The sequence below is a fragment of the Xanthomonas sp. NCPPB 3005 genome, assembly GCF_041228095.2.
In the GTDB taxonomy this organism is placed as follows: Bacteria; Pseudomonadota; Gammaproteobacteria; order Xanthomonadales; family Xanthomonadaceae; genus Xanthomonas_A; species Xanthomonas_A bonasiae.
In genome coordinates this window covers 5,491,363-5,508,506 of sequence record NZ_CP166096.2, presented here as the reverse complement: position 1 = coordinate 5,508,506, position 17,144 = coordinate 5,491,363, and the positions used below count along the sequence as shown (strand labels likewise).

Below are 17,144 nucleotides of genomic sequence, written 5' to 3'. Positions count from 1 at the left end.
GATCTAAAGTGCGTCGGACCCTCCTTCTTCGCGCGCCGTGGCGGCTTTCCCGCGCATGGCGCGCATCATCGATAGCCTGCATGCCCTTCTCCATCGAATCCGCCGCCGCGCGCGTCCGCGAGGCCGTCCATTCCGCCACTGTTGGTCTGGTCGGGCGCGACCAGCTCGCCGAATTGATGGTGCTGGCGGCGATCGCCGAAGAACACCTGCTGATCGTCGGTCCGCCCGGCACCGCCAAGAGCGCGGTGGTCAGGCGCGTCGCCGCCGCGCTGGGCGGCCGCTATTTCGAGTATCTGCTGGGCCGCTTCACCGAGCCGTCCGAGCTGTTCGGTCCGGTGGACCTGCGCAAGCTGCGCGAGGGCCTGGTCGAAACCGACGTGGCCGGCATGCTGCCGGAGGCCGAAGTCGCCTTCCTCGACGAGGTCTTCCTGGGCTCGACCGCCATCCTCAACACCTTGCTCGGCGTGTTGAACGAACGTCGGTTCCGGCGCGGCCATACCGACGTGGCCTGCCCGCTGCGCATCTGCGTGGGCGCGGCCAACGCGCTGCCCGAGGACGAGTCGCTGGCCGCCTTCGCCGACCGGTTCCTGCTGCATCTGTTCGTCGATGCGGTCCCGGACCACCAGTTGGAAGCCTTGCTGGCCGGCGGCTGGCAGGCCGAGCGCGCCGAAGTCGTGCATGCGGCCGACCTGGCCGACCTGGACATGCTCGCCAGGCAGGTGCGGCAGGTGCAGATGGACGACGCGCGCGGCGCCTTGGCGCAGGCGGTCCGAAAGTTGCGCGAAGCAGGGCTGACGCTGTCCGATCGCCGCATCGTCAAGACGCAGCGCCTGGTGGCGGCGGCGACCGTGCTGGCCGGGCGCAACGTCGCCACCGAGGCCGACCTGTGGCCGCTGTTCTATGTGATGCCGACGCGCGAGGCGCAGGCCGCTGCGCAGGATGCGCTGCGCGATACCTTGGCGCTGGCTACCAATCCGACGCTGCGTGCGGCGGTGGAACATGCGGCATTGCAGCCGATGTCGCGCGTGGCGCGGCTGCTCGAGGCGGCCCAGGGCTGCCTGGCCGATGCCGATCCCGAGGACGCCGCCGCGCGCACCGCCGCCGAAGCGGTGTTGCGCGAGATCGACGCCAATTTCACCGATGCGTCCCTGCCGCAGGCGCTCGCCGCCGAGCGCGCGCGCCTGATCGAGCGGATCGGCGCCGCCGCATGACGTGGTCGTGGCACGACGATCCTGCGCCGCCGCCGCCGCAGGGCGTCGTGGGCATCGGCCAACTCGCGCGGCGCTTGCTGGAGCGCGCCACGCGCAGCGAGACGGCAGATGCGCTGATGGCGACGGCCAGCGACGGGCTGCTGGTCCTGACCGGGCCGGCGTCGGCGCTGCCCTGGCTCGACGGCGTGCTGTACATCGCGCCGCGCCCGGAAGCGCCGGCGCTGTGGTTGCCGACCGCGCAGCGTCCGGGCATCGCGCTGGACCTGCTGGCGCAGGCCGTTGCGCGCCGCCATCCCGATCCGCCGTGGCTGATGCTGCGCGCGCCGGCGGCGCTGGTTCCGCTGAACCGCCTGCTGCCGCTCGGCGCGACGCTGGCGGAGCAGATCCGCCGGCGCTGGGCGGCATGACTGCGGCGCCGACGCTGCCGCCGGCGCTGCAGCCATGGCACGCTTGGTTGGCATGGTTCGAGCCGGACATCGCCGCGATGCTCGGCGACTGGCTGGTGCGGCTGGAGCCGCTGCTCGGCCGCGGCGCCGCGCGCGTGCAGCACGGCATCGCCGATCCGGACGGCATCGAGGATCTGCGCCGACGCGGCCCCTACGAACGCCTGCTGTTGAGCGAGTGGGCCGTGGCCGACCTGCTGCCGGACGAATTCCTGCGCCGCGCCGCGCATCACGAGCACCTGTTCCTGGCGCCGAAGCTGATCCAGCGCCAGACCGACGCGCTGGTCGTCGCGCTGTTCGACGCCGGCCCCACACAGCGCGGCGCGCCGCGCCTGCTGCACGTGGCGATGTGGATCCTGCTGGCGCGCCGCGCGCAGTCGGCACGCGCACGCTTCGCCTGGGGCGTGCTGCAGCGGCCGGGCGAGATGCACGACGCGGGCACGGCGGACGCCTTGCGCGGACTGCTGCAGGCCCGCACCCACCAGTTGGCGACGGACTCCGAACGCAGCGCCTGGCGCGCGCACCTCGCCCGCAGCGGCCAGGCCGCCAGCGAGTGCTGGTGGATGACCGGCAACGACGAGGCCGCCGCCATCGGCGACCACAGCGTGAAGATCCGCCAGGACTTCGATGGCCAGTTGCACGTGGCGGTCAGGACCGGTCACGCGCGTCGCGAACTGGTGCTCGGCATGCCGCGTTCGCCCTGTGCCGCGCACCTGCTGCGCGGGGACTTCAGCGCGCCGCCGACGCAACCGGTTGCGGCCCCCAGCGACACGCTGAAGGGCAGGTTGTCGCTGCGCCAGCCGCCGCTGTTCAGCGTCGATGGCCGCTATGTGGCGCTGCCGCTGGCGGGCGAGCACCAGGCGGTGATGCTGAAGATCCCGCGCGAGGGCCGCCACAAGAAGGCCGCGCCGCGCTACAGCACATGGATCTTCGGCGCCGACCTGCTCTGCGGGGTCATCGTGCACAAGGATTTCGCCGGCATCGTGGCGCATCAGCGGGGAGACCTGTATTTCTGGAAGATGCTGGGCTTCAGCGTGGTCGCGCGGCCGCCGGCCGATGCCTTCGCCGCGGTGCCGGGCACCGCGCGCTGGCTGCACTGCGCCTGGCTCAAGGGCGGCGCGAAGACGCAGACGCAGCGTGTGGTCGTATTGGATGGCGCCGGGCGATTGCTGTCATGGACCAACGCCAGCACCAAGCCCGGACGCGAGGCGCCTGCCTACGCAAAGGTCGCCGACGACGTGCTGGCGATGCAGCAGATCGACGCGCAGCGGCTGGTGTATGCATGCTATGCGTCCGGCCACCTGCGGGTCAGCTGCCTGCACCGCGAGGGCAACACCGAACTGCTGACCCAGCTGACCGCGCCATCGCGGCCGAGCCAGCTGGTGTTCCGCGGGCTGATGCGAGATGGGCAGTGGCAGGGCGCCATCTGTCTGGAATATCGCAGCGACCAGCGCGATGGCGGACGCGTCTACCGCCTGTACCAGGGCGGGCCGCAAGACGGCTATTCCGAACTGGAACTGCGTCCGCCGCCGGCCTGGAAGTTGCTGGGCCTGGTGCCGGACCCGCACAGCGCCGAGCGCAGCCAGCTGTTGATGCTGCGCCCGGACCGCCGCACCCTGGTCGGGATCGGCGAGCATGGCCAGGAAATCCTGTACCAGGCATCCAGCGACATCAGCGCCGCGTCGGTTTCGTTCGATGGCGACGCGGTGGCGTTGGTCGACCTGGCAGGGCAGTTGCTGGTCCTGGGAGATGGCGGCCGCCGGGTGCTGATGCGCGTGCACGGGCAGCGCGGAGGCGATCTCGATGAATGAAGCGGTGAATGCGGCGACCGCGGTCGGCACTGTGCGCGATCCGCTGTGGCGCGGTCTGCAGGAACTCGACGGCTTGTGGTGGCCCGACGGCATCCTGCCTGCGCCGCTGCGGCTGGCACGCATGCTGGCCGCCTGGCACCCGGGTTGCCGGGCCTATCGATTCGACGCCGGCGACGCGCTGTGCTTCGCCCACGCGCAGCCGCTGTACTGCGAACGCGTGGGCGCGGTGCCGTTGCGCCGGTTGCAGGGGGCGCTGTACTCCGCGCCGTTGACGGCGGCGGAGCTGGCTGTCCTGCCCGCCATCGATCTCGGCCTGGTCGCCGGTGCTGCGGTGGTGGGGCTGCGTTTCGATCAGGGCACGCTATTGGACCTGTCCGAGGCGATCGCGCTGGACGACTACCCACTGCACGACACCTACGACTGCCGTGTCCCGCCGCCGGCGCTGGACGTGGCGCAGTTGCAAGGCAAGGACGTGCGCGGCGCGCTCGGCGAGGCCATCCCGCCACGCAGTGCCGAGAGCCAGGCGTTCCTGCAGGCGATGGCCGGCGCACGTCCGTCAGGCGCCCGGCGGGGACGCATGGTCGCGGTGCGCGAAGGCGTGCTGGGCGCCGTCCTTGCGCTGTTGTCGCAAATGCTGTCGCGGCAGACCGCGGCTGCCGCAGCGCACGGCCGCGTGGCCGCACGCCAGTCCGGCGGGCGCCCCAGCGCCTGGCGCGACACCCTCGCGCGGCTGGCCGCGATCAGCCGCTTGGGCAAGCTGATCGGCTATCGGCATGGCGCCTATCTGCGCCGCATGATGGCGATGTTCGAACAGGGCGATCTGGACGAGGCGCTGCGCAATGCCCTACCGCTGGACCGCGCCGGGCAATCCCTGGGCCAGGCGTTCGGCGCCCCGGGCCGGCGCGACAGCCTGCAGCTGTCCGGCCGCATCGGGCAGAGTGCCAACCTCGGCCTGGGCGACGACCTGACCGCGCATTTGCGGCGCATGTACCGCGAGGCGTTCGCCGCCCTGGACCGCAAGGGCAGGATCGACGAGGCCGTGTTCGTGCTGGCCGAGCTGCTCAATGCGCGGCAGGAAGCATTGGACTATCTGGTCCAGCACGGGCGCCATGCGCAGGCCGCCGAGCTGGCGCTGGGCTGGGACATGCCGCCGGCGCTGATCATCCGCCTGCTGATGCTGGCCGGCGACCAGCGCCGCGCGATCCAGGTGGCGAGGCGCGACGGCGCCTTCGCCGACGCGGTACAGCAGCTGCAAGGGACTCACCCGGCGCTGGCGGCACAGCTGCGGCTGGAATGGGGCCATGCCCTGGTCGAAGGCGGCCACTGGTTGCAAGCGGTCGAGGTGGTCTGGCCGCTGCGCGAGGCGCGCGACGTGGCGCTGCAATGGCTGCTGGCGGCCGAGCAGGCGGGCGCTGCCCTGTCGGCGCGCGCGCTGGTGCAGCGTGCCAGCCTGCTGCCGGACACGCTGCAGCAGTACGCGGCCAGGATCGAGGCGCTGGCCGACCCGGGCACCGACCCGTACCCGCGGGCCGCATTGGCGGAGGCCTTGCTGGCGATCAAGGGCAACGGGGTCGCGCTGCGGCGCCTCGCCGCCTGCGTGTTGCCGGCCGTCGCCGCCGATGGCAGCGCCGGCCGCAACGGCCTGGGGCGCAGCGACCTGGATCGGCTGATGCAGCTCGCCGCCGACGCTTGCCTCAAGAGCGACATGCCGCCGTGGCGCGTTGCGCAGGCCGGCAGACCGTCGCCGTTCTGGCTGCTGGACGAGGCCCTGGACTTGCCGTTACCCGCCGCCGGCGCGCACCGGATCCACGACGCGGCGGTGCTGCCCGACCGTCACTACCTGGTGGCCCTGGGCGAGGCCGGTGCCGCCGTGCTCGATGCGCGTGGTCGGGTGACCCAGCGCTACGCGGCGCCGGCGTACCGCTTGGTGCTCGCGGCGAGCGGGCAGGTGGCCTTGGCGGTGGCGCCGCGCGAGCATGTGGCGCGAATCGCGCGCCTGGACCTGGCGACCCGCAGCAGCGTCGAACTCGGCGCGATGGCCTTGCAGTTCTACGCCCCGACGCTCAACGGGACCGGTTGGACCGTGGTGGTGAACGACCGCATCCTGGTGATCGACATCGGCAAGGGCCTGAGCGAGGTTCTGTGGCACGTGGGCGATCTGCCCGGTCCGGTCGCCGCCGCCGGCTTCTTCGCCGACTGCGAAGTGTTCCTGGTGCGCACAGGCAACACGTTGCAGGACTGGACCTATTCCCTGCCGCACAGGCGCCTGCGCGGCCGCGACGAGCGCGTGCTGCTGCACGGCTTGCCGGTGCTGCCGCACCGCTGCGGCGCGATGCAGCAGCCGCAGCTGGAGGTGCGCGAGGACGGCGAGGTCGCCTTCGTCTACCGCGACGGCGCGCAGCAGCGGGCATGCGTGCTGCCGCAGGTGCAGGCGGAAGTGCTCCAGGGCGAGCACTTCGTCGCGCTCGAGCAGGGCATCCTGGTCGGCGTGCATCTGCACGCGTGCAGCCGCTACTTCGTCATCCGTTTCTCCGATGCCACTTGCATCGCCACACTGGAGACGCCGGCGGGCCTGCCGCTGGGCGCGCGCGAGCAAGCGGAACACCTGCTGCTGTATGCCGCGGACGGCCGCCTGCTGGACATCGACCTGCGCCTGTCGCTGGCGCATCCGCTCTCGCTGCTTTGAGCGCGCCGCAGCGGGCGCCGCGGTGTTGCCGGGGCCGCGATATGTGCCGCTGCGCGGTGTCGTGCAGCTGAATTGCGACGCGCGACAGCCGCGCAGTGCGCCGCAGGCTTGGAAAAAGCCGCGAAGGTCTGTCTACAATCGGATCGACCCCCTCCGAGTTGCCGCCCGCCGATGACGCCTGCGCCCTTCCTGATCCTCGAAACCGGCGAGCCGGTGGCGACGATGCGGCGCTATGGGCGCTTCCCGCACTGGATCCGCGTCGCCGCCGGGCTGGCCGAGCGCGACACGGTGGTCGCCAATGTCGCCGGCGGCGCCGCATTGCCCGCGCGCACGGGCTTCGCCGGCATCATCGTCACCGGCTCGGCCGCCTTCGTCACCGACCGCGCCGACTGGAGCGAGCGCTCGGCCGACTGGCTGCGCGAGGCCGCCCACGCCGGCACGCCGCTGCTGGGCATCTGCTACGGCCACCAGCTGCTGGCGCACGCGCTGGGCGGGGAGGTCGCCTACAACCCGGCCGGGCGCGAATCGGGCACCGTGCACATCGACCTGCATCCGCCGGCGTTCGACGATCCGCTGTTCGCGGGCCTGCCCGAACGCTTCCCGGCGCACGCCACGCACCTGCAGACGGTGCTGCGCGCGCCGGCCGGCGCCACCGTGCTGGCGCGCTCGGCGCAGGACCAGTGCCATGCCTTCCGCTGGGGCGAGGCGGCCTGGGGCGTGCAGTTCCACCCGGAATTCGCCACCCATCACATGCGCGGCTACGTGCACGCCCGCGCCGAGTGTCTACGCAGCGCCGGCCGCTGCGCCCGTACCATCGCCCGCGAGGTCAGCGCCGCGCCGCTGGCGCGCAAGCTGCTGCGGCGCTTCGTTCAGCACGCGCGCGGCCAGCAAACCGCCGGCGGCCAGGCAAAACCGCGATAATCTGTACAGGCGCCGCGCTATACGGCGTCCCCCACTTCGGATTGGCAATGATCGAGATTCGCAAGCTGCCGGCCTCGGCCGGCGCGGAATGGCTGTTGAGCGGAATTGCGCTGCTGCGCCGGGCGCCGCTGGCGCTGGGCCTGCTGGGCGTGATCTGGGGCCTGGCGGCGCTGCTGGCGCTGCTGATGGGCGCGCTGAATCCGACCCTGGGCATGCTGGCGCAATTGCTGCTGGGCCTGGCCGGACCGCTGCTGTTCGGCGGGCTGGTGTGGGCGGTGCGCGAAGTGGACCAGGGCCGTGTCGCGCAGCCGGCGCACCTGCTGCAGGGCCTGCACGACGGCCGTGCGCCGCGCCTGCTGGTGGCGCTGTTGCCGCAGGTGCTGGTTGGCCTGGCGCTGGGTGCGCTGGCCCTGGTGGTGGTCGGCCAGAGCGGCTGGGAGCAGCTGGGCACGGTGATGAACCAGCTCAACGAACTCGGCCAGTCCAGCGCCCAGCCGGATCCGGCGCAGGTCGAGCAACTGGTGGCCACGCTGCCGGCGATGCGCATCCTGCTGTGGCTGCTGATGGTGTTCGTCGGCTTCGTGGCGGTGACGCTGACCCTGTTCGTGCTCGCCCCGCAGGTGATGTTCGACGGCCGCGGCGGCCTGGCGGCGATGCGCAACAGCCTGCGCGCCTGCCTGCACAACCTGCCGGCGATGCTGGTGTTCTTCGTCCTCGCCTTCATCGCGATGTTCGCGCTGTATTTCGCCCTGGTGCTGGTGATCCTGCTGGTGCAGGCGCTGGCCGGGCCGACCATCGCCGCCCTGGTCGCGCAGTTGCTGCTGATGGCACTGGCGATGCCGGCGCTGGCCGGCGCGGTCTACGCGGCCTGGAAGCAGATGTTCGTGCACAGCGGCGACGCCGCGCCGGCAGTGCCGCCGCCGCCTTCGAATGTGTTTGCCGCTTGAGGGCTGGGAATCGGGAACGGGGAATCGGGAATCGGTAACAGCAACAGCAGGCGGCCCTTCGGGGCCGCTTCTTTTTTGCGCGATGTGGCGGGCGAGACCAGGTCACTGCTGCGGCACTGGAGGTGCCTGCTGGTGCGGAAGGGTTTCAGCCCCGACGCACTACGCCGTTCCCATTCCCTATTCCCTAGCCTCGATTCCCGGCTTCTTGGTCACCGCACTAGCCGCAATGATGCCGATCTCGTACAGCAGGCACATCGGGATCGCCAGCATCAGCTGCGAGACCACGTCCGGCGGGGTCAGCACCGCGGCCAGTACGAAGATGCCGACCACCGCGTAGCCGCGGCCTTCGCGCAGCTGCTGCGGAGTGACCCAGCCCAGCAGGGCCAGGATCACCAGCGCCACCGGCAGCTCGAAGCTGGCGCCGAAGGCGAAGAAGATCGCCAGCACGAAATCCAGGTAGGCGCCGGCGTCCGGGGTGAGCTGGATGATGTCCGGCTTGAACGTGGTCAGGAAGTGGAACACCGCCGGCAGCACCAGAAAGTAGGCGAAGGCGCAGCCCACGTAGAACAGCAGCACGGCCGAGGCCAGCAGCGGCAATGCCAGGCGCTTCTCGCGCTGGTACAGGCCCGGGGCGACGAACGCCCAGGCCTGGTACAGCAGCCACGGCACGGCGATGAACACGCCCACGAAGAAGGTCAGCTTGAGCGGGGCGAACACCGCGCCGGCCGGGTGGGTGGCGATCACGCTCTGCCCGATCGGCAGCTGCGCCAGCATCGGCGCGGCCAGCCAGGTGTAGATCGGCTTGGAGAAGGGCAGCAGCGCCAGCACCACCACGCCCAGGCCGATCAGCGCGCGCACCAGGCGCGCGCGCAATTCGACCAGATGCTCGATCAGGCTGCTTTCGGCTTCCGGATTCATCGCGGCGCCTCAGGGTCGCCGTTGGGCGGTGCGGCGCCAGGCGCCGGCGGTGTGGGGGCAGGGTCGTGCGCGGCGGGCGCCGGCGCGTCGCTTGGCGCGTGCGTATGCGTGGTCGGCGCGGCTGGCGTGGTGGCCGGCACCGCGTGGTCGGCGGCGGGAGCGCCGGACGGCGGCACTGGTTCCGGCGCTGGCGTCGTCGTCGGTGCGATGGCCGCAGGCGCGCCCTCGGCCAGCGGTTCCGGCCCGGTCGGGTCGATCTCGCGGCGCAGCGCGTCGGTCTCGCGCTGCAGCTGCTGGCCGCTGTCGCGCAACTGCGATTCGGCCTGGCGCAGCGAGGCCTGCACGTCCTGCAGGCTGCGCTTGAGTTCCTCGGCTTCCAGTTCGCGCTCCAGTTCCTGCTTCACCGAGTCCCACTGCGCGCGCGCGCGGCGCACCCACAGGCCGGCGAAGCGCGCTGCCTTGGGCAGGCGTTCCGGGCCGAGCACCACGAGGGCCACCACTGCGATCAGCAGCAGTTCGCTGAATCCGATATCGAACACGCCGACAGCGTCCTATTCAGCGCGCGTCGCGGTCGCGTTCGGCCTGGGTCTCGCGGGACTGCTCGCTGCTGCGCGACTCGTCGCCGAGCTGGCCGGCGGGCTTGTCCTCGTCGCGCATGCCTTTCTTGAATTCCTTGACCGCACTGCCCAGATCCTTGGCGCCGCTGGTCAGCCGCTTGGTGCCGAACACCAGCAGCACGATCACCAGCACGACAAGCCAGTGCCAGATGCTAAAACCGCCCATGATCCGCTCGCAGAGAAGTCGTAAGGAATAAGGAGGATAACGCACCGCGCCGCGGTGCGTTCAGTGCGGCACGCCGTGCCGCGGATTCTAGCGGTTGCCGTCCAGCGACTCGGTGCGGATCTCGCCTTCGGACACCGGCTGGAAGCCCTGCTGCGGCGGCGTCTGCGATGGTGCCTGCAGCGGCGCGGTGCTGGCGCCGTCGGCGGCGGCGGGTTCGGCCACCGGCGGCGGTGCGGCCTGTGCCGAAGGCTGCGGCCGCGGCGGCGGCGGGCCCATGGCGGCGCGTCCGGCGCTGTCGGTGCCGCGGTTCTGCCGCGCGGCGTAGGTGGCTTCCTCGAGCTTGTCGCGGAAGGCGACCACGTCGTTGGACGGCAGGCCGGTGGTGCGGCCTTCGAAGATCATGCGCGGGGTGGTGTTGCTGCCGTACACGTTGAGGTCGGCGGCATCGTCGATCTGCAGCGCCGCGCCGTCCAGCGCCACGCCGGCGAACAGGCCGCGCGCGCGCGACCACGACCAGATCTCGGCCTTGAGCTGGCCGTCGGTGGCGGCGGAGGCGTTGCGCCCGACCGGGCCGGCAGCGACGCCGGCATCGGCGCCAAGGGTGAACTTGCCGTTGACGATGTTGTCCAGGCTGCGGTCGTTGCGGAACACCAGCACCACGTCGGAGGACTGCACGCCGACCTGGAAGCCGATGCTGCCGCCGGTGAGCTTGACGAATACCGGGTTGGACCAGGTGCCGTCGGGACGCTTGACCGACATCAGGCCGTGGCCGCGGCGGCCGCCGATGACCAGGCCGGCCTTGAGCGTGTCCGGGATCACCACGATCGCGCGGCCCTCGTCGAGCAGCTTGTCGGGGATGGATTGCTCCGGGATCTCCTGGATGTCGGTCAGCACGCGCAGCGCGTTGCGGGCGCGCTCGTCTTCTTCCGGGCCGGCCACGGCGTGGCCGACGAACAGCGTGGTACTCAACAACAGGGCGAGGCGCGGCAGGCGGGGCATGGCGGGCTTCCGAAATAGGTCCGCAGCAAGATACTGCAAGTCCTTGAACTTAGTCACAGCGCAATGAATCGGCAATGAGTGCCACCGCAATACGCGGGCGTGTCGATCGTTGCGATAGACACGATCGCGACACGCGCGGCAGGCGGCTCTGCCACAATGTAGGCATGAGCGACGCACCCGAGACCGCCGTGCTGGTGGTGAATCTAGGCACGCCCGAGGCGCCGACCGCGCCTGCGGTCGCCCGTTACTTGGCCGAGTTCCTCGGCGACAAACGCGTTGTGGCCATCCCCAAGCTGTTCTGGTGGCCGCTGCTGAACTGGGTGATCCTGCCGCGGCGCTCGCCGCGTTCGGCGGAGAAATACGCACTGGTGTGGCTGCCGGAAGGCTCGCCGCTGGCGGTCTACACCCGGCGCCTGACCGAGGGCATGCAGCGCGAACTGCCCGGGCACCGCGTCGCCTGGGCGATGCGCTACGGCACCCCGGCGCTGGCGCCGGCACTGGACGCGCTGCGCGACGGCGGCGTGCGCCGGATCGTGGTGCTGCCGCTGTATCCGCAGTATTCGACCACCACCACCGCCTCGATCGAGGACGTGGTGCAGGCCTGGCAGGCGCGCAATCCGCAGCTGCCGGTGACCCTGATCGAGGACTATCCGACCGACCCGGCCTGGGTCGAGGCGGTGGCCGACAGCGTGCGCGCGCACTGGGCGCAGCACGGCCGCGGCGAGACCCTGTTCTTCTCCTTCCATGGCCTGCCGCAGCGCGTGGCCAACAACGGCGACCCGTATCCGCAGCGTTGCGAGGCCAGCGCGCAGGCGATCGCCGCGGCGCTGGGCCTCGGCGCCGGCGAGTGGCAGCTCGGCTACCAGTCGCGCTTCGGCGCCGAGCGCTGGCTGCAGCCGTATGCGGAGCCGAGCCTGTGGCAGCTGGCCGAGCAGGGGACCAAGCGGGTCGACGTGATCTGCCCGGGCTTCGCCACCGACTGCCTGGAAACGCTGGAGGAAGTGGCGATGGGCTTCGTCGAGACCTGCGCCGCGCGCGGCATGCAGGTGCGCTACATCCCCTGTCTCAACGACGCCCCGGCGCACGCGCGCGCGCTGGCGCAGCTGGCTGCCCGCGCCGCATGACGCTGCGCACGTTCGCCTGCCCGTCGCGGGTGGGCACGCTGGCCGGGCTGCGCAGCGGCGATCCGCATGGGCCCAAGGTGCTGGCGCTGCACGGCTGGCTGGACAACGCCGCCAGCTTCGTGCCGCTGAGCGCGCAGCTGCCGCAGCTGGACCTGGTGATGCTGGACCTGCCCGGCCACGGACACAGCGACGCCCTGCCGGCCGGCGCCGACTACCTGCTGACCAGCGCGCTGCATCCACTGCTGGACGCAGCCGACGTGCTGGGCTGGGAGCGCTTCGCGGTGATCGGGCATTCGATGGGCGCGGCGATCGCCAGCACCCTGGCCGCGGCGGCGCCGCAGCGGGTCGAAAAATTGGTCGCGATCGAGATGCTCGGCGGCCTGGCCGAGACCGTGGAGGGCACGCTGGAGCGGCTGCGCGACAGCGTCGCCGCGACCCGCCGCGCCAACAGCGCGCCGCTGCGCGTGTTCCCCGACCTGGCCGCACCGGTACGCGCGCGGATGCAGGCCAACCAGCTCAGCGAGCCGGCGGCGCGGCTGCTGGTCGAGCGCGGGGTCGAGGCGGTGGAGGGCGGCTACGTGTGGCGCAGCGACCGGCGCCTGACCCTGCCCACCGCGGTGCGGCTGAGCGAGGCGCAGGTGCAGGCGCTGCTGGCCGGCATCGACTGCCCGGCACGGGTGATCTACGCCGACCCGGCGCAGCCGTATTTCCCCGAGCCGCTGCGCAGCGAGCGCGCGGCGCTGCTTCGCCATGGCCGCGTGCACCTGCTGCCGGGTACCCACCATCTGCACATGGAGCAGCCGGCCGCGGTGGCGGCGCTGTTGCGCGACTTCTTCTGAGTTGCTGGCCGGCGCCGTTCGCCGCCCTGCCACCGCTGCATCGCGCGACAGCCGCAGCGGGACGCTGCGCCGCTGGCCCGAGCCGATGCCGTCGCACGTCCAGCACACGCGTGTGGACGCCGACGCGTGCGCGGAGGTCGCGTGCGCCCGCTCAAGTTTCCGGCATCGCCGCCGATACACGCCTTGGGACGCGCGGCACGCCGCGGTTGCGATCCACCCGGCGTCACAGTTCGCCATGTTGTCGTAGGCCGGTCGCGTTTCGGTAAAGCTTGGTGGCCAGGGTACGCGTGGGCAATTGCGCCCGAACCTCTCCCCGCCCCGATGATCCGTCTCCTCCGTCGTTATCCAGTCGGTCCCCGACTGACCTTCGCCTTCGCGGCCTTGCTGCTGCTCTGCGGTGCGCTGATCGTCGCCAGCCTGGCCTCGATGGCCATGGCGCGCCACCAACTCGACGACATCAGCCTGGACAAGATGGAGAAGATCCGCCTGTCCGATGCGATGGTCACCGCCCAGGCGCGGCTGGAAATCGGCCTGCTCAACGATGTGATCCTGACCAACCCCGACGAGAAGCGGGAGATCGTGCGCGCGATCGGCCAGGCCGCGCGCGATTACGCGCAGGTGCGCCGCAAGCTGTTCGCGATGCGCCTGGATCCGGCCGACCGCACCGGCGCGCAGCGCCGCGCCGCGATCGACCAGGCCTATGTCCAGGTGCAGCCGTTCCAGACCCAGGTGCTGGCGCTGGCCGCCGACAACCAGAACCTGGACGCGCAGACCCTGCACCTGTACACGCTGCAGCCGCTGCTGGCGAACTGGCAGCAGGCGATCCAGCACAATGCCGCGCACCTGCGCACGCTCAGCGACCAGGCCTATGTCGATGCGGTGGCGACGATGGCCCGCGCGCGCTGGATGCTGCTGATCGGCGGCGGCCTGCTGCTGGCGGTGGCCACCTGGCTGGGCTGGTGCATCACCCAGAGCCTGGTGCGGCCGCTGCGCGAAGGGACGCGGATCGCCGCGGCGATCGCCGCCGGCCGTCTCGACGCACCGTTGCCGGTGCACGGCAACGACGAGGCCGCCGAGCTGCTGCGCAGCATGCAGACCATGCAGACGCAGCTGCGCGCGGTGCTCGCCGAGCAACGGCAGATGGCGCAGCGCCACGCCGCCGGCGCGGTCGCGCACCGCAGCGACGCGGCGGGGTTCCCCGGCGAATACGGGCAACTGCTGCACGACGCCAATGCGCTGGTCGATCTGCATGTGGGCACGGTGCAGTCCACCGTTGCGTTGATGCAGCGCTACGCCATCGGCGACCTCAGCGAGGACATGCCGCGCCTGCCCGGCGAGCAGGCGGCGATCTCCGACACCATGGACGCGATCAAGGCCAACCTCGGCGCGCTCAACCGCGACATCTGGCACCTGGCGGCGGCCGCGGCGGCCGGCGATTTCAGCGCGCGCGGCGACGTCGGCCGCCACCAGCACGATTTCCGCACCATGCTGGAAAGCCTGAACCAGCTGATGGCCACGGTGGACGGCAACCTCGGCGCGCTGTCGACGCTGCTGCGCGCGATCGCCTGCGGCGACCTGGGCGTGCGCATGCACGGCGAATTCCATGGCGTGTTCGCGCGCATGCGCGACGACGCCAACGCCACCGCCGACCAGCTGGCGGGGATCGTGGCCGGCATCCAGCAGGCGGCGGCGGCGATCGACAGCGAGGCCGGTGCCATCGCCGGCGGGCACCAGGACCTGTCGCGCCGCAGCGCCGAGCAGGCCGGCGCGCTGGAGCGCACCGCGGCATCGGCGGCGCAACTGACCGAGACGGTCAAACAGAATGCCGCGCACGCCGACCAGGCCAACCAGCTGGCGACCGCCGCGGCGTCGGTCGCGCGCCAGGGCGGCGCGGCGATCGACGAAGCGGTGGCGGCGATGCAGGGCGTGCAGGGGTCGTCGCGCAAGATCGGCGAGATCATCGCGGTGATCGACAGCATCGCGTTCCAGACCAACATCCTGGCCCTGAACGCGGCGGTGGAGGCGGCGCGCGCCGGCGAGCAGGGCCGCGGCTTCGCCGTCGTCGCCAGCGAGGTGCGCGCGCTCGCGCAGCGCTCGGCCGGGGCGGCAAAGGAGATCAAGACGCTGATCGAGGCCTCCCTGTCCCAGGTCGCGGTGGCGTCGGCGCAGGTCCACGGCGCGGGCCAGACCATGGGCCGGGTGCTGGCGTCGGTGGGCGAGGTCAACGACGTCGTGGCCGGGATCGCGGTGGCCTCGCAGGCGCAGTCGGCGGGCATCGAACAGGTCGGCCAGGCGATGGCGCAGATGGACCGCACCACGCAGCAGAACCTGGCGCTGGTGGAACAGGCCACCGCGGCCTCGCATGCGCTGGAACAGCAAGCCGGCACGCTGGCCGCGGCGGTGGCGGTATTCCGGCTGCAGGCACGCGCCGAGGCGCCGCAACAGCGGCCCGCCATGGCCGCTCCGGCACCGGCCGAGCTCGACCTGGCCGTCGGCGCCTAGCCGGGCAGCGCGTGGTCGCGCGGTGGCGTCGTGCGCGGTTGCTTTCCGCCCGCGCGGCGCTGCCGGAGCGTCCAGGACGGCCAGCGCGCGGGGATGGCCGCTGGCGGCTGAATGCGTCGCCTGCACGGTGTTCGTGAAGCTTGTGTGTAGAAAAAATTTCGCTTAAGTTCCCGCCACGCCTGCCGACAAAACAGGCATAGACGCGATACGTCTTGCGTACGCGGCCCGATCCCGGCGTCCTGACATGCCGGCGTAGTGCCGCTCGGACCGTATCGTTCGCTGGTGCCGGAGGTCGCGCCAGGTGTGAGGTAGGCGGGGAGAGGGGGCCTGCCGGGCGCTGCGCATGGAGTTCTTCTTCCGCAGCGCTGAGGCGAAACCCGCCGTCCTTCCGTTTTCTCCGAATCTGTCCATCGCCACGGCGCTGCGCGCCTCGAGGCGAACGATCCGTTCCCGAACGCCGCCGGATTCACCCGGCCTGTCGCGACTGCCTGCCTTGCCGCCGTGGCGCATTGTGCCGGCAGGGCGGTGCTGCGCCGCACCGGTTCACTGCGCCGCGGCCAACCGCGTGGTCGGCGACGCGAGGGCGATCCCTGTGCCGGTGCAGTCGCTGGTGTCCGGCGACGATTTCGTTGTGCATCGCGACCTGTAAGACCGTTTCTGCGAGCGGCTGTCCTCGTGCCAGGCGCTGGGTCAGCGTCCGGGCTGAAACAGCCTCATGCTTTTCTGTGTTTCCTTGCCTCGTGCGCGCGCAACGACGGCGCGCGAGACGCCCTAGCTCAACAGCCGCCGCAACTGCGCCTTCAGGCGCCGCCCATGCGCGTGGAAATAGTCGCGCTCGGCACGCCAGGCCGGGAACCGCGCTTCCACTTCGCGCCAGAACGCGGGCGAGTGATTGGCCTGGATCAGGTGGCACAGCTCGTGGACCAGCACGTACTCGAACGCCGAGGGCTGTCCCAGCACCAGCGCCAGATCCAGCGCCATCGAGCCGTCCGGCGCCAGCGAGCCCCATTGCGAGGACATCACCTTCAGCCGCACCCGCGCCGGCGCGCGCGGCAGCGAGGGCAGGTACTTGGGCAACCAGCGGCCGACATCGGCGCGCGCCTGCGCTTCGTAGAACTCGCGCAGCGCGCGCGCGATCGCCGCATCGCCGGCGCGCGCCGGCAACTGCAGCTGCGCGCCCTCCGCATCGACCTGCAGCCGCGCGTAGCGGCCCTCGCTCCAGCGCAGCGGCAGGCGTTCGCCGCGCAGCGGCAACCAGCCGGGCACGCCGCGCTGCAGGCCGGGTTCGTTGTCGTCTTCCTGATAGCGCGCCAGCTGCTCGCCGAGCCAGTGCCGGTGTTCGAGCAGGAAGCGCTCGCCGGACACCAGGCTGGCGCGCAGCGGCAGGGTCAGGCGCGCGCCGCGTTCGTCGACGCTGAGCTTGATCCGCCGCGCACGCGGGTCGCGCACGCGCAGCACCTCGATCTCGCGCTCGCCCAACCGCAGGCGGACGAGGTCGCGTTCGACGGCCGTTGCGGGCGGCGCGATCAGGCGACGGAGGAAATCGGGCATGCGCACAGCATACCGCTCATGCGCGCGCGCACGGTGACAGCGTGCACCGATCGCGCTGCATGCTTCAGCTGAATTTCCGTCACCGTCGCCGCCGGAGCGTTCGGCAGTGGAGCCGAGCGGCGCACGCCGCGGCCCCTGTAGGAGCGGCTTCAGCCGCGACGAACGAAGCCGGCAAGTTGTCCGGCTTCGGCTGCAGTCGGGACTGAAGTCCCTTCCACAGTGCACCCCGCCAGCATGCTGGGACTCCCTTGTGGGAGCGACTTCAGTCGCGACGAGCGGCACCGGGAAGTTGTCCGGCTTCGGTAGCTTCTGGTCGGGGCTGAAGCCCCTCCTACAGTGCACCCAGCGAGCGTGCCGAGGCCCCATGTGGGAGCGACTTCAGTCGCGACGAGCGAAGTCGGGAAGTTGT

General features: G+C 71.5%; 15 protein-coding genes. 10 read left to right on the top strand and 5 right to left on the bottom strand.

The window, feature by feature from the left end; all coding sequences use genetic code 11:
- Positions 1–80: 80 nt before the first annotated feature.
- The 6 genes from AB8810_RS23770 (at position 81) to AB8810_RS23745 (ending at position 8,019) form a co-directional block, all read left to right on the top strand.
- A complete protein-coding gene (locus tag AB8810_RS23770) occupies positions 81–1,211 on the top strand; it encodes an AAA family ATPase (protein ID WP_369915115.1) in 1,131 nt (376 codons plus the stop codon).
- Entirely contained in the window at positions 1,208–1,618 is a 411-nt protein-coding gene (locus AB8810_RS23765; RefSeq protein WP_206230215.1) for a hypothetical protein, read from the top strand. The genes AB8810_RS23770 and AB8810_RS23765 overlap by 4 nt, the downstream gene beginning before the upstream one ends.
- Entirely contained in the window at positions 1,615–3,465 is a 1,851-nt protein-coding gene (locus tag AB8810_RS23760) for a hypothetical protein (RefSeq protein ID WP_369915114.1), read from the top strand. The genes AB8810_RS23765 and AB8810_RS23760 overlap by 4 nt, the downstream gene beginning before the upstream one ends.
- Positions 3,458–6,151 (top strand): bpX6 domain-containing protein, encoded by a 2,694-nt coding sequence (locus AB8810_RS23755; RefSeq protein ID WP_369915113.1) that lies wholly within the window; start codon positions 3,458–3,460, stop codon positions 6,149–6,151. Before AB8810_RS23760 ends, AB8810_RS23755 begins: the two co-directional genes overlap by 8 nt.
- Before the next feature lie 171 nt (positions 6,152–6,322).
- Positions 6,323–7,072, top strand: a complete 750-nt coding sequence (locus tag AB8810_RS23750) for a glutamine amidotransferase (RefSeq protein WP_179570194.1) — start codon at positions 6,323–6,325, stop codon at positions 7,070–7,072.
- Positions 7,073–7,119: 47 nt separating this feature from the next.
- Complete coding sequence (locus tag AB8810_RS23745; RefSeq protein WP_179570193.1) at positions 7,120–8,019, top strand: BPSS1780 family membrane protein; 900 nt, start codon at positions 7,120–7,122, stop codon at positions 8,017–8,019.
- A 177-nt stretch (positions 8,020–8,196) separates the two neighbouring features.
- Here AB8810_RS23745 and tatC read toward each other — a convergent pair whose 3' ends face one another.
- The 4 genes from tatC to AB8810_RS23725 all read right to left on the bottom strand — a co-directional run bounded on the left by tatC (position 8,197) and on the right by AB8810_RS23725 (position 10,719).
- Positions 8,197–8,937 carry a twin-arginine translocase subunit TatC gene (gene tatC, locus AB8810_RS23740; protein ID WP_145704247.1) on the bottom strand — a complete coding sequence of 247 codons (741 nt, stop codon included), beginning with the start codon at positions 8,935–8,937 and terminating at the stop codon, positions 8,197–8,199.
- On the bottom strand, positions 8,934–9,476 hold the full coding sequence (gene tatB, locus AB8810_RS23735; protein ID WP_369915112.1) for a Sec-independent protein translocase protein TatB: 543 nt from the start codon (positions 9,474–9,476) through the stop codon (positions 8,934–8,936). The genes tatC and tatB overlap by 4 nt, the downstream gene beginning before the upstream one ends.
- A 16-nt stretch (positions 9,477–9,492) precedes the next feature.
- The gene (tatA, locus tag AB8810_RS23730) at positions 9,493–9,720 is read right to left on the bottom strand and encodes a Sec-independent protein translocase subunit TatA (protein WP_179570189.1); all 228 of its coding nucleotides are present in this window, start codon (positions 9,718–9,720) and stop codon (positions 9,493–9,495) included.
- Between the two features lie 87 nt (positions 9,721–9,807).
- Positions 9,808–10,719: a lipid-binding SYLF domain-containing protein gene (locus tag AB8810_RS23725; RefSeq protein WP_369915111.1), complete on the bottom strand. Its 912-nt coding sequence runs from the start codon at positions 10,717–10,719 to the stop codon at positions 9,808–9,810.
- A 164-nt stretch (positions 10,720–10,883) separates the two neighbouring features.
- On the opposite strand from AB8810_RS23725, the gene hemH reads away from it, so the two are divergent.
- The 4 genes from hemH to AB8810_RS23705 all read left to right on the top strand — a co-directional run bounded on the left by hemH (position 10,884) and on the right by AB8810_RS23705 (position 15,833).
- Positions 10,884–11,843, top strand: a complete 960-nt coding sequence (gene hemH / locus AB8810_RS23720) for a ferrochelatase (RefSeq protein ID WP_369915110.1) — start codon at positions 10,884–10,886, stop codon at positions 11,841–11,843.
- A complete protein-coding gene (locus tag AB8810_RS23715; protein ID WP_369915109.1) occupies positions 11,840–12,682 on the top strand; it encodes an alpha/beta fold hydrolase in 843 nt (280 codons plus the stop codon). The genes hemH and AB8810_RS23715 overlap by 4 nt, the downstream gene beginning before the upstream one ends.
- A 321-nt stretch (positions 12,683–13,003) precedes the next feature.
- The gene (locus AB8810_RS23710) at positions 13,004–15,184 is read left to right on the top strand and encodes a methyl-accepting chemotaxis protein (RefSeq protein WP_369915108.1); all 2,181 of its coding nucleotides are present in this window, start codon (positions 13,004–13,006) and stop codon (positions 15,182–15,184) included.
- A 343-nt stretch (positions 15,185–15,527) separates the two neighbouring features.
- The gene (locus AB8810_RS23705) at positions 15,528–15,833 is read left to right on the top strand and encodes a hypothetical protein (RefSeq protein ID WP_369915107.1); all 306 of its coding nucleotides are present in this window, start codon (positions 15,528–15,530) and stop codon (positions 15,831–15,833) included.
- Positions 15,834–15,955: 122 nt separating this feature from the next.
- On the opposite strand, the gene AB8810_RS23700 is transcribed toward AB8810_RS23705, so the two are convergent.
- Positions 15,956–16,735, bottom strand: a complete 780-nt coding sequence (locus AB8810_RS23700) for a SprT family zinc-dependent metalloprotease (RefSeq protein WP_369915105.1) — start codon at positions 16,733–16,735, stop codon at positions 15,956–15,958.
- Positions 16,736–17,144 lie beyond the last annotated feature (409 nt).